The sequence below is a fragment of the Methylobacterium sp. Leaf106 genome (genome assembly GCF_001422895.1).
Lineage (GTDB): Bacteria > Pseudomonadota > Alphaproteobacteria > Rhizobiales > Beijerinckiaceae > Methylobacterium > Methylobacterium bullatum.
Window position 1 is genome coordinate 1 of sequence record NZ_LMNB01000001.1, and the last position, 12,404, is coordinate 12,404.

The following is a 12,404-nucleotide window of genomic DNA, read 5'->3' on the forward strand; positions in this document are numbered from 1 at the left end:
GGTCACCTTCGGCGGCACCTCCGTTTCCGGAAGTGGGTCCCGGCCCTGGGCCTACCCCTCATCCCGCCGACTGGGCCAGAAGCTTGGGCAGACGTACGAGGTTGTAGGCCGCCGCCGCGAAGGTGAAGACGGCCTCGACCTTGGGCTTCGAGCGGACCTTCACCTTGGCGAGCCCGGCCTGAGCCTTGATCCAGCCGAAGACCTCCTCCACGCGCTTGCGGCACCGCAGACTGATCGCGTAGCCGGGATGGCGCGTGGTGCGACCGTCGATGGCCGTTTTGCGCGGCTTGCCGGATTTGGACACCGCCCCGTTGATGGCGATGTGGGGCGTGACGCGGCGCGCCCGCAGGTCGCCGACGAAGGCCCGGACATCGTAGGCCTTGTCCGCCCCCAGGGTGATCCGATGCCGGCGCGGACGCCGGTCGAGCATCGTCAGCGTCGCCTCGCGCTCGGCGGTCCCCGTGGCATGGGTCAGCGTCGCGTCCACCACCAGCCCGTTGCGGTTCTCCATCAGGGCATGGCCCATGAAACACAGCCGGCTCTCCTGGCCGGCGCTCTTGCGATAGAGCCGGGCGTCCGGATCGGTGGTCGAGGCATGGGTCTCGTTCGAACGCGTCTCCTTGCGGAAGTCGCGCTCGCCGTTGCGGCCCGGTCCCGGCGGTTCGCCCGAGCCGTCCTTGGGCCGGAAGCTCTTCATGCTCGCCCAGGCCTCGATCAGCGTGCCGTCCACCGAGAAGTGGTCGCTCGACAGGAGCCGCTCGACCGGCTTCAGGGCCATCAGGCCCGACAGGAAGGCGCGGGCGACATCCGCCTCCAGCAGCCGGTCGCGGTTGTGCGTGAACACCGTCGGATGCCAGACGGCRGCATCGATCTCCAGGCCGACAAACCACCGGAAYAGCAGGTTGTAATCGATCTGTTCCATCAGCATCCGCTCGGAGCGTACCGAGAAGAAGGCCTGCAGCAGCGTCGCCCGGAGCAGCATCTCCGGCGGGATCGAGGGCYGCCCCATCCCAGAATACAGCGCCTCGAAGCGTCCGTTCAGCCCGGCCAGGACTTCATCGGCCAGCGCCCGGATCGGCCGAAGGGGATGATCGGCCGGAACGCGCTCCTCCAGACGAACATAGCTGAACAAGCTCTCCGACCGATCCTCACGCCCACGCATCGCCCGACCTCACACTGTCTCGGACAGAGTGAATCATCTCCGGGACAAGCCCGCCAGCGACTTCTTCAGCAGCCTGCTAGAGCTGTGTCCCGACCCAACGTGGTCGGGCACAGCTTTGGGGATCGCGCNCGATCCTCACGCCCACGCATCGCCCGACCTCACACTGTCTCGGACAGAGTGAATCATCTCCGGGACAAGCCCGCCAGCGACTTCTTCAGCAGCCTGCTAGTGGCCGTCAGCCACGCTCCCGAACGCCTTCTCCCGCCATCCGTGGTGGCCAGCGCGGATATGAGGATCCGGACGGGGCACCCGACGGCGGCGGTGATCCGCAAGGCCATCCGTGACGCGACCGGAACATGGCCAAGGCCGAGCTCCGACAAGCTCGGGGCCAGGCTCGATTACTTCGACTTCGTGAGCGCCATCAGGGTCGGCAGCGACGCCCGGTCATGCCTGGATCGACTGGCGCGGGCCACGGCCGGCATGACGGTAGTCGCCCAATTCCAGACGCATGTCCCACCACTGGAGGACTTGTACGGTTACGGCCAGGCCGGTGAATGGGCAAAGAGGCTGGTCGACGACGTTGATGCTTGGCGCAGGGGCGAAATATCTGATTTCTCTTCAATTGATAGGCAGGTGGTATTTGCTGGTCCTCCCGGAACTGGCAAGACAACAATTGTTGCAAGCATTGCCAAGTCATCTGGCTTGCCACTTATAACAACCAGCGTTGCCAAGTGGTTCATCGATGGGACCGGCTATTTGGACAGCGTACTGAAGCAGGCTGAGGCGACCTTCTTGAAGGCTGCGGATGCCGCCCCGGCGATCCTGTTCTTAGACGAGATCGACGCCATTCCCAATCGGGCAACCACCAGTTCGCGGAATGCGGATTACTGGGCACCTATCGTCGGGTACATCCTACAGTTCCTCGACGGTATCTCATCCGGCGGGCCATCGTCCTCCAATCTTGTCATCATCGGTGCGACGAATTTCGGTGATGCCCTCGATCCGGCCTTGGTACGCCCGGGCCGGCTGTCGAGGGTCATCAAGATCCTGCCGCCCGATGAGAAGGCCATTCCCGGGATCCTTCGCGAGCACTTGGGCAAGGATCTTGAAGGCGTCCACCTGGACCACATCGGAGGTATCGCCCTCGGTGCCACGGGGGCGGTCATCGCGGGGTGGGCGAAGGGGGCAAGGCGACGGGCTCGCGTGGCACGGCGACCTATGGAGATCGGCGACCTCATGGTCGAGATCCTCGCCCTGGATAACCGGTCACCGGGGGCGATATGGCGATGTGCCGTCCATGAGGCTTCGCACGCTGTAGTCGCCTTTAAGACCGGGGCGTGCGTCATCCGGTCAATCTCGATCTTATCCAGCCCCACCCAGGGCGGTCGCATGATCGGGGCCTACCCCGACGGAGAGGTCGCGCGTACCCGCGCCGACATCGAGAGCGTGATCATCACTGCCCTGGCCGGGCGTGCTGGCGAAATCGTATTCGGAATGGAGCCCTCCACCGGGTCGTATAGCGACCTGACAACCGCCACGAACCTCGCGGCCTCCATCCATGCAAGTTTTGGCATGGGCGAAGGACTGGTGCAGCGACGGCCGGCAGATAAGGCTGCCTCGCTGCTCGACGAGGATGCGAACTTCCGCCGCCTCATCGAGATGTCGCTCAAGGCCTTTAGCGCCCAGGCGGTGGAGATCGTCACCCGCTACCGCGACCTTGTCGAGATCCTTGCCAATCGCCTGGTCAAGGACCGCCAGATCGACGGCGCCGCCTTTCGCCAACTCGTCGACGGCTATGAACGCAAGCTCGTCCAGGGCCCGGCTACCCAGAATGGGGGACCGCGTCATGGATGAGGCGGTGATGGCACTCCTTGAGACCTTCATGGAGATCGAGCGCGAGCTCGGCCGCAAGGTGTTCGAGGACGTGGTGGAGCGAGCACGGATCGCCGTCGCCGCCGAGGTCATGGTCGAGGCTGAGCGGCGGGCCATCCGGAACCGACGAACGATGGTTACCCAGAGCCACGCCCCGGGGGTTGTCATCGCATTCCCGGGCAATCCTGGTCATGCCTGAAACTAACCGTCCATGAGGTCACAGATTGGATCGTACCCTCGAAAAACGCTCGACCGTTCCATCATTCCCTGGGCTTTCATCAATCGCCCAGGGTTTTGTTAACCTGATGGCAGGGGAACTCTGGCAGTATAAAACTCCCGACCAACAGACGCGAACCCGGCCATGACCTGGTCCCAACCGCAGGAGGCAGGCATGATTGACATTACCTTCGACGCCCCCCGTTCCGGCGGTTTCTCCTTGTTGGTGATGCTCCCCCCTTCGGAAATGATCCGAGGTGCCTGAAGGCGCACCGGATCCTGAACTACCGCAATGCGCCCCCGACCATGGGGTGCGGTGTCATGCACGGTCCCAGAAACCCCATCATCGCTGATCTCGGTTTCATGCTCGCCCATCAGCGCGCCTGTGATCGGTGCGGCCCCTTCTCCATGCCGACTCTTTAGCCAAAAGGCTGCAGGGCGGTCCTGGTCGAGGAGAATGCTGGGTATTCCGCCATGACTATCCTCGACGAGGACGCGCTTGAACTCGTCCATCAAGATGGCGGACGCCTCCGTCTTAATCTCATCGATAGATTCCTCGGGCTTAGCGCGCTGGTGAGCTACCTCGCCGAGATGTTGGCAGGCGTGGCACAGTTCTCGATGTACCCGTTTCAGAAGATCGTCTTGTCCGGAACATTGGGCATGACGCGAGGAGGTCTCATGTCGAAACGACTTGCCGAATTGGGGCCATTGTCCACGCCCTTCACCGCTAAGGTGGTTGGGACCAAGATAAGACGCCAAAATCGTTCGTCCGAGCTGACGCTGATTTCCGCGGCTCCTGCTACCCCCTACCCGAGCGCAAGCTTGGGTATCCACCAATTCGAAGGCATCTCAATGACTCGCCTGTCCATTCACCGAAAACCTCCGATCCGGCCTCTCGGCCGGTCTGCGACGACCGTCGGCCGCATCGGCCCGCGTCGCACCCCTCGCCCATTCCCGATACCTCCCGAGGTCTAGTCGAGCCGCGATAGCGGTCGGCTGCCTCGTGATTGGAGGCAGCCATGTCCAAGTCCCCTCCGTCCGGCCGTCCCGTTCCGCCTCCCTTCGTCCCGCCCAGAGCGTCGGACGCATCCCGCAAGATCGTCGTCCCCGACAAGGGATCGCTTCGCGGTGCCCTCGTGACCCGCGGGTCGAATTCGAAGATCATCCGCTACGAGAGCAACCTTGAGAAGCGGGTGCTTCTCGTGCTCCTCGCCCGACGCGACATCGTCGATGTCCGTGAGCAGATTGAACCTATCTCATACGTCGATGAGGATGGCGCGAAGCGAAGGCACTGGTTCGATTTCCTGGCCCTTCGCAGCGATGGGCTGAGGGCGCTCATTCCCGTCAAGACCGAGGACTGGGCCCGGAGGCATGACCTCGCCGGACTGTGCGCCCGGATCGCCCGGTACGTCCCTCGGTCGATCGCCGACGTCGTCGTACCGATGACCGAGCGGGATGCACCGCGCGATCTCGTCCGTGACGCCGAACTGTTCCATTGCGTCAGGGACGACGACCGGCCGGATCACGACCGGATCGTGTTCGAGATCGCGTCGTCCCTGCAGGGGACGACCACGGTCGCCTGCCTCGTTGAGGCCAGCGGGCTAGGGGGTGATGGCTTCCGTGCCGTCGCACGGCTTATCCATGCCGGAACACTTCGGGTCCTGAGCTGCATAAGCATCGACTACGCGAGCCGCGTCTCGTTGGTCGCCAACGAAGGCCGCGTGTCATGAGCGCCGGTCTCGCCCACCTCACCCGCACGGCGCTCGTGCCGGCTCCGCACGTCCTGCGCCTGCGGTTCGGCCAGCACGACCGCATCACGATCGGGGGGCTGCACTACACCCACGCCCGGTATACCGATGGTGGCCATATCCTCAACCGCGTCGACCTCCCGGCCGTCTTCGAGGACGTCTCGCATGACGAGATGTGGATGCTCAGCAACCGAAGAGATTGGAGGATCGATCCCGAATTCTATTCGCCAAAGAAGGTTATTGCCCGGTCGGAGGTCGGTACTGAGGAACTGAGTGATCTTGTCGCGAAGGAGATCCCTGACGTCGTCTGGAAGTGGGAGTGGTGCTGCCGCATCATCAGGCTTTTCGAGTCCGGCGAGATCCTCAAGAACGAAGAGGGGATGGCGCTCGCAATCAAGCGTATCAACGAGGACATGAGGCACCTCGATGTCTCCTGGGCTCCCCCCAAGCCCAAGAAGGGAGACAATGCGAAGCCGCGAAAGCGGGCGGCTGGTTCGAAGATCAAGACGGTCCTTCGTGAGCCGCCCGGAGAGCGGACCCTGTTCCGATGGCTGGCCATCCTTGAGGAGCGCGGTCACTCGCCCGTGCACCTGCGCGACGGTCGCTACCGCAGCGGCTGCCGTACGCCTCAGATCGTCGGCGAGGCCCTGCTCGCCCTCGTCAAGCATGGTCAGCGATATGCGTCCGATGCGCGGCCGAAGATCAGGGACCTCCATCGCAACATGAAGGCCGAGATCGACGGTGCCAATCTCTGTAGATCGCCCGATGCCCAAATCGCATGCCCATCAAAGGCTGCCCTGGGCCTGTACATCGCTGGATTAGGCAAGTTCTACGTCTATTCACGCCGCTACACCCTGGAACGCGCAAAGCGGAAGTTCGCGATCATCACCTCGGGTGTCGTGGTCACGCGACCCTTCGAGCGCATCGAGATCGACAGTTGGAAGGTCGACCTCCAATCGATTTTAACGGTCATCGGCCTTTGGGATCGTCTCGACGGCAAGACCCGCCATAAGGTCAAGCGGATGCATTTCTGTGCCGCCATCGACGTTGCCAGCAAGGTCATCGTCGGTGCCAGGCTCTCGGCATCCGCGGATACCGCGGCCGCCGTGGCCGTGGTGCGGATGGCCGTCACGGACAAGCGCGCCTACGCCGATGCGGCGGGTGCCGTACTGCCCTGGAATCAGTGCGCCAGACTTGAGGGCATCAATTCCGACGGGGGCAGTCAGTTCAACAATCCTATTTTCATCGGCAAGGTCGCCGCGCTTGGCGTTTCGCCGAACTTCCCGTCGGGAGGCGTGCCGAGCCTTAGGGGAACGATGGAAAGTTTCTTCAGGACGGTCGGTCATCAGCTGATCGCGCGTCTGCCCGGCAAGACCTTCGAGAACGTCATCGCCAGGGGAGATTACGACTCCAAGGCCAATGCGTGCATCGATACGGAGACGCTCGCCCGCCTCCTGACACGCTGGATCGTCGATGCCTACCACGGCCAGCCGCACGACGGCCTCGCCGGTGAGACGCCGCATGACGCATGGATCCGGCTGACGGGCATGTTCGGCGTCAGCAAGGCCCCCGATCGGCATAAGATCCGTTCGATTTTCGGCATTCCGCTCGAACGTACCCTCGGCAACGGCGGTATTCGCGTCCTGGGCCTTCGTTACTGGTGCGAGCCGCTGGTCGAGCATTTCAAGCATCACGGCAACGTGGACATGGAGGTCAAGCTCGATCCCGAGGACCTGGGCGAGGTCGCCGTGCGCATTGGAAACGCCTGGCACGTGGCCACCTGCGTCAGGGAGGGCTTTGAGGACGTCACCCTGGAGACCTGGATCCGCGCGAGCCGGGACCTCGCGCACAAGCACGCGGCCGGTGCGGCGCTGACCCAGCACGCGGTGTCCGCCGCCATTCGGGAAGCCGGCATCCTGACACGGGAGGCAATGGACAGGGCGGGGATTTCCGCTGTCCAGGCGACCGTGGAGGACATCGATCGCGCCGAACGCGAGATCATGCAGGGCTGGACGATGCCGGACGCCGATGCCGCGGAGCCGGCGTCGGAAAGAGGTGATCCCCTCGATCGGGGCATTCCCGTCACTGGTCCGGACGACCGCCCCCCGACCCTTCCCGAATTCGACGACTTCGAGATCGAGCTATGACCTCCACCTTCGACCAGGAAATCGATCTCGACCCCGCAGCCGTCGTTCGTGCATCGCTGCCTGAAGAGGCGCGACGGCGGTCCGAACTCATGGAGAAGGTCCGGCACGTCTACCTTCGCACCGATCGCGACACGCTTCTGGCGAAGCACTTCGATCGTCTCCTTGAGGATCTGACCGAGCGTAGGGATCCCGACGCGCACGAGGATGCCGATGGGTTCGCCGAACGTCTGGAGGGCAACATCGTCGTGGTGCTCGGCCCCAGCGGGGCCGGCAAGACCAGCGCGGTACGCCGGCTGCTGTCCAAGCATGCCCGTGTGCCCAACTATGGGAAGAAGGGAGTCCGTTGCCCCGTCATCACCGTTCGTGTCCCTTCGCCCTGCAGCGTGGGCGAGCTCGGCAGGGTCGTCCTTCGTGCCACCGGGTACCCCCTCCGGCGCACGAGGGTTCCAAGCCCCGAGATCTGGGGAACGGTGCGCGAGCGTATCCAGTCCCTCGGCATCCTCGTGCTTCACCTGGATGAATTCCAGGATGCCCACGTCACGCTCCGCGCCGACGAGCAGGTGAAGCTGCGGCATCTCCTGCGGTCGCTCCTCGTCGACGAGGATTACCCCATCGGCTTGATCATCTCGGGTCAGCCCGAGTTCGAGGACTTCCTGCGTCCCGACCGGTCATCCGTCCGACGAGGCAGCTGGCAGATGTTCGAGAGGATCGCGCTGACCAAGGACAGGGAGGCAATTAGGACGGCCTTGAAGGAACTCCCGAGGATCGCCTGTCTAGGCATCAAGGAAGCCGCCGTGCTCGCCATCCTGCCGAGGCTCGTCCATGCCGGCTGCAACCTGCTCGGAATCACCATCGAAGAGATCCACAACGCGATCCGTTGGGCCCTCGAAGCCAAGGCCAACGAACTCACCATCGAGCATTTCGAGGCGGCGTATGCCTTCCGGACTGGCTGTCTCGCACCCTGGAACCCTTACGTCGCAGCCGACTATCGCGACATTGACTGCACGCGGGTCCTTGCGCGCAGCGAACCCCTTCCGCCGCCAGATGGCAACAAGTCCAAGGGGAAGAAGGGATCCAAGGCATGACCGTCACGAACCTGCTCCTGACGATCCTGCTGCAACCCGACGAAGGTGCGCTGGCCTATCTCTCACGCCTCGCGGCAAGGAACGGCGTTCCGTCCGCGAGGTCCTTCTGTACGGACTGGGCATTGAATTTCAGCCGTCTCGTCGATGGATGCCCCAGCGAACTGGGCCGGTTGGCCGAGCTCTCGGACGTGCCCGTCGCTCGGCTCATCGCCGCGAGCATCAGGAAGGAGGGTAAGGCGTTCCACGTCCGCGGCGATCGTATGAACGCATCATCACTGAGGCTGAACCGGTTCCACGTCTGCCCGGCATGCCTGAAGGCCGATATCGCGGGCAACCAGCAACTCCTGCCTCATGCCGCCGCCTTCGGAAGGCTTGCCTGGCAGGTCGAGGGGGTCAGGACCTGCACCACGCATGGCATCGCCCTTGTCGATCTCGGGGCCGGTACCGGGCCCACGAAGCACGACTTCACAGGTGTAACGCGCCCGCACCTGAAGCGCCTGGACGACCTGATCGTAACATCGCTCCGGCGGGCCCCCTCGGAGCTTGAGCGCTATGTCGTTTGTCGTCTCGATGGCCAAGCCTGCAATGCGACCTTTCTCGACAGCTTGGACCTGTATGTCGCCATCCGCTTCTGTGAGGTCATAGGCACGCTGGCCGTCCACGGACGGGGTGTCCACCTTAAGCAGGGCGACGAGGCGGAACTCCACCTGGCAGGATCCGTCGGCATCGGGATCGCCGGCGGGGGTGAGCATGCCTTGCAGGACTTCCTGACGAACCTGCGGCGCGAATATCCATACGGGTGCCGCGTTCGGGCTGGGCCGAGACCGCCGTTCACGGAACTGCAGGCATGGGTGAACGCGCACTCCCACGTGGAGGCCTACGAACCCGTGCGGGCGCTGCTGCGGCGCCATCTCGCGCAGCCGGTACCCGTCGACATCGCGGAGAAACCCAGCGTCCTCACTGGATCGGCCGCTGCGTCCAAGTACGCCGCGATCATGAATGGGCGACCTCGCATCATCCGAGATCGCCTCCACCAGGGCACCCCGGACAACCATGTTATGACAAACCTATCGATCGCTGATCCTGCACCGCGACCCACGCTCGCACTTCCCCTCGCGGAAACGGCGTGTCGCCTCGCTTGCGACCTACCCCTGCTCCTTGCACTGGTCGCCCACAGGATCCTGATCCCAGTGTTCGACGGGGGTGTAGCGGGCTGGCGACATGCCTTCTCGAACGACGACGTAAATGATCTGCTCGGTCGAGTGATGGTCGGGACCACCCGCGTCGAGGAGGATGCCGAAGGAACGGTCGGCCTTTACGAAGGGGCGGACCGCCTGCTCCGTGCACCGATCGAGATCTTGCGGCTTGTCCTTGGGCGCTGCGTTGCGTGGGTCGGCCGTCGCGAGGGAGCGCATGGCGTCGGCTCGCTGCTTTTCCGTCTCGATGAGCTCCGCTCGTTGGTTGACGAGCATGAGCTCAGCGGTCCCACCATGTCGGAGGCGGCCGCCTTGCTCGGGAGGGATACCGAACAGGTCGGGGCGTTGATCGACCGGGGGGCGATGACGAGCGAGAAAGGGCTTTACGCTGAAACCGGAATTGCGATTGATGTCATCCCCGCTCTGTCCTTCGACGGGTTCATCGCGGCGAACATCGATCTCCGGCTCATCGCCCGAGGGATGGGATCGAAACCGAACACCGCGATGGCTTTCCTCTCAGCGTCGGGATTGCAGCCAACATTCGCAGATGCGGATTTGGGGGTTACCTACTACCGGCGGGCCGATGTGGCCGAAATCCAATCCGACCTTCACATTAATCGCCCGATCCTATGGAGATCCCGGCCTCGTAAGAAACCCAAAAACTGAGATGGCGTCTCGATCACTCCCCCATATGCCAAGCCGCAGCCCCGTCCCCAACGGGGCTTTTTTTATGCCGCAACTCATCCCGACCTGGACCCAGCTGCCACATATACACTTATCCACTGCCATCTATTTGAAAGCCGTCAAGATCCGGGTGAATGGAAACAATGACTTAGCGGGCGATTCGCTGACAACTATCGCCTTTCACGGCAGCGTGGGACTGGACTGCGAGGCGTGTCGTGAGCACTCGCGTTTGGGGATGTCGACCAACTGTTCTCGTCAAACGAGACATGCGTGGACCGACAGACCGTTCAGGCCAAAGCGGCTCCGGCCCGGCCGGTTCGTGCCGGCCCGTGGACCCTCGAACGTCGTCCGGCTCTCTCGCCCGATGCCGCTCGCTGGCGTATAACGGGCAGCGAACGGCTCGGAGACCGATCTTGTACAAAGTTAAGGCAAACGATCACGCCGGACGCGCGCTGGTTTTCGCGTGCGGCACCGCTGATCAGGCTCTGGAGAAGACCTGGGAGCTGGCAGGCCGGGGCTTCAAGGATATCTGCGTGGCCGATCCGAAAGGCCGCGAAATGAAAGCGGCCGCCTTCGAACGCGCCATGGATCTCGATGTCGACTGGAGCTGAGGACGCGAGGGTATCCCAAGCTTTCGCAACGTCATCGATAGCCGTCGATTGCGTGGAGGCGCAGGCCCGATCGATCCGTCGAACACAGATATCGAGCGGCGTCGTGCACGCATCGTTGCGCGACCGACAATCAGCCGCGATTTGTCGGGAAAGACTGAGCATGACGACATAGCGAGTCGTTCGATTTGAGTGCCGGCTATGGTGGCGGGCCATCGATCCTGTGGGCGTAAATCTGGGCATCCGCCTCCCCGGCCATTTGGATCGATCGCCCCTTGGCTGGTAAGTGAAGCCGTTCATTCGAAAAGGGTCACGGCGATTTCCGAAGATGCATGGTCGACCGTGCTGGGGCTGGTGGCGGTCCTGGTGCTGGTGTTCGCGAACGGGTTCTTCGTTGCCGCTGAATTTGCCCTCGTTTCCGTGCGCCGCTCGCGGGTCGCGGAACTCGTCATCGAACGTCGCGCGCATGCGAGTGCCCTGCAGCGGGCGACCGACCGGCTCGATGCCCATCTCGCCGCGACGCAGTTCGGCATCACCTTGTCGTCCCTCGCGTTGGGCTGGGTCGGCGAACCCGCCCTCGCTCACCTCGTCGAGCCAGCGCTGACATGGCTGCCGATCGGGCTCAGCTCGGTCGCCTCGCACACCGTCGCGGTCGTCGTCGCGTTTTCCATCATCACGTCCCTGCACATCGTGCTCGGCGAGCTCGCCCCGAAGAGCCTCGCCCTCCAGCGCAGCGAGCGCACGGCACTGGCGGTCGTCCGCCCCCTCAGCCTGTTCCTCCTCGTCTTCCGCCCTGCGATCCTCTTCCTCAACGCCCTCGGCAACGGGGTGCTGCGCCTCTGCGGACTTCAGCCGGGACATGGCGAGGGCTCCCTTCATTCGACGGCCGAGCTCAACCTGCTGATCCAGGCGAGCCAGGAGGCGGGCCTCATCCGGGAGGTTCAGCAGGAGGCCGTCGAGCGCATCTTCGCCATCGGGGAACGAAAGGTGCGGGACATCATGACCCCACGCCACGAGGTGTTCTGGGTCGATCTCGACGACCCGCGAGAGGTGGTTCTCAAGGCGATCCGCGAATGCGACCACGCTCAGGTGGTCATCAGTCGCGGAGAGGTCGACGAGCTCGTGGGCATCGTGCGCAAGCAGGACCTGCTCGACCAGGTCCTCGACGGCAAGGAGATCGACCTCGCCGTGGCCACGCAGCCGCCCATCGTCGTGCACGAGAGCATGACCATCCTGGCCGTCCTCGAGACCTTCCAGAGCCAGCCCATGCGCATGGCCGTGGTGGTGGACGAATACGGGACGTTGGAGGGCATCGTCACTCAGACGGACCTCCTGGAAGCGATTGCGGGTGACATCCCCGAGGTGGGCGAGGAGCCCGACGTCGTCGAACGCGCAGACGGATCGCTCCTCATCGACGGCATGATGCCGGCCCGGCAGGCCTTCGAACGTCTCGCCTTCTCCGAAACGCCCGACAGCGACGACTTCACCACCCTGGCCGGCTACGTCATCTTCCAGCTCGGACGGATCCCCGGCGTCGGCGATGCCTTCGATGCGGGAGGATGGCGCTTCGAGGTGGTCGACATGGACGGGCGTCGCATCGACAAGGTGCTCGCCAGCCGGAGGCACTGACCTCGCGACGGCCTCCGACGTGACCCCCGGCTTCATCCAGCCGGATGAAAAGCCGGG

The 12,404-nt window shown here is 63.8% G+C and carries 10 protein-coding genes; 8 read left to right on the forward strand and 2 right to left on the reverse strand.

Translation table 11 applies throughout. The features are described from left to right. Nucleotides 1–58: 58 nt before the first annotated feature. Nucleotides 59–1,162 (reverse strand): IS5 family transposase, encoded by a 1,104-nt coding sequence (locus tag ASF34_RS00005; protein WP_056157411.1) that lies wholly within the window; start codon nucleotides 1,160–1,162, stop codon nucleotides 59–61. A gap of 480 nt (nucleotides 1,163–1,642) precedes the next feature. On the opposite strand from ASF34_RS00005, the gene ASF34_RS23710 reads away from it, so the two are divergent. Both ASF34_RS23710 and ASF34_RS00015 read left to right on the forward strand, forming a co-directional pair. Beyond that, a complete protein-coding gene (locus ASF34_RS23710) occupies nucleotides 1,643–3,016 on the forward strand; it encodes an AAA family ATPase (protein ID WP_443136518.1) in 1,374 nt (457 codons plus the stop codon). Beyond that, complete coding sequence (locus ASF34_RS00015) at nucleotides 3,009–3,233, forward strand: hypothetical protein (protein ID WP_082493968.1); 225 nt, start codon at nucleotides 3,009–3,011, stop codon at nucleotides 3,231–3,233. Before ASF34_RS23710 ends, ASF34_RS00015 begins: the two co-directional genes overlap by 8 nt. 98 nt (nucleotides 3,234–3,331) lie before the next feature. Here ASF34_RS00015 and ASF34_RS22535 read toward each other — a convergent pair whose 3' ends face one another. Beyond that, on the reverse strand, nucleotides 3,332–3,766 hold the full coding sequence (locus ASF34_RS22535; RefSeq protein ID WP_156465555.1) for a hypothetical protein: 435 nt from the start codon (nucleotides 3,764–3,766) through the stop codon (nucleotides 3,332–3,334). A 620-nt stretch (nucleotides 3,767–4,386) separates the two neighbouring features. Here ASF34_RS22535 and ASF34_RS00025 point away from each other — a divergent pair. The 6 genes from ASF34_RS00025 (at nucleotide 4,387) to ASF34_RS00050 (ending at nucleotide 12,347) form a co-directional block, all read left to right on the forward strand. Further along, nucleotides 4,387–4,980 carry a hypothetical protein gene (locus ASF34_RS00025; protein WP_156465556.1) on the forward strand — a complete coding sequence of 198 codons (594 nt, stop codon included), beginning with the start codon at nucleotides 4,387–4,389 and terminating at the stop codon, nucleotides 4,978–4,980. Beyond that, entirely contained in the window at nucleotides 4,977–7,145 is a 2,169-nt protein-coding gene (locus ASF34_RS00030) for a Mu transposase C-terminal domain-containing protein (protein WP_056157425.1), read from the forward strand. Before ASF34_RS00025 ends, ASF34_RS00030 begins: the two co-directional genes overlap by 4 nt. Next, nucleotides 7,142–8,230: an ATP-binding protein gene (locus ASF34_RS00035; protein WP_056157428.1), complete on the forward strand. Its 1,089-nt coding sequence runs from the start codon at nucleotides 7,142–7,144 to the stop codon at nucleotides 8,228–8,230. Before ASF34_RS00030 ends, ASF34_RS00035 begins: the two co-directional genes overlap by 4 nt. Next, a complete protein-coding gene (locus tag ASF34_RS00040) occupies nucleotides 8,227–10,092 on the forward strand; it encodes a TniQ family protein (RefSeq protein ID WP_056157431.1) in 1,866 nt (621 codons plus the stop codon). The genes ASF34_RS00035 and ASF34_RS00040 overlap by 4 nt, the downstream gene beginning before the upstream one ends. Nucleotides 10,093–10,523: 431 nt before the next feature. Beyond that, nucleotides 10,524–10,721, forward strand: a complete 198-nt coding sequence (locus tag ASF34_RS00045) for a hypothetical protein (RefSeq protein ID WP_018043142.1) — start codon at nucleotides 10,524–10,526, stop codon at nucleotides 10,719–10,721. A 369-nt stretch (nucleotides 10,722–11,090) separates the two neighbouring features. Next, nucleotides 11,091–12,347: a hemolysin family protein gene (locus ASF34_RS00050; protein ID WP_056158799.1), complete on the forward strand. Its 1,257-nt coding sequence runs from the start codon at nucleotides 11,091–11,093 to the stop codon at nucleotides 12,345–12,347. The last annotated feature ends 57 nt before the right edge of the window (nucleotides 12,348–12,404 follow it).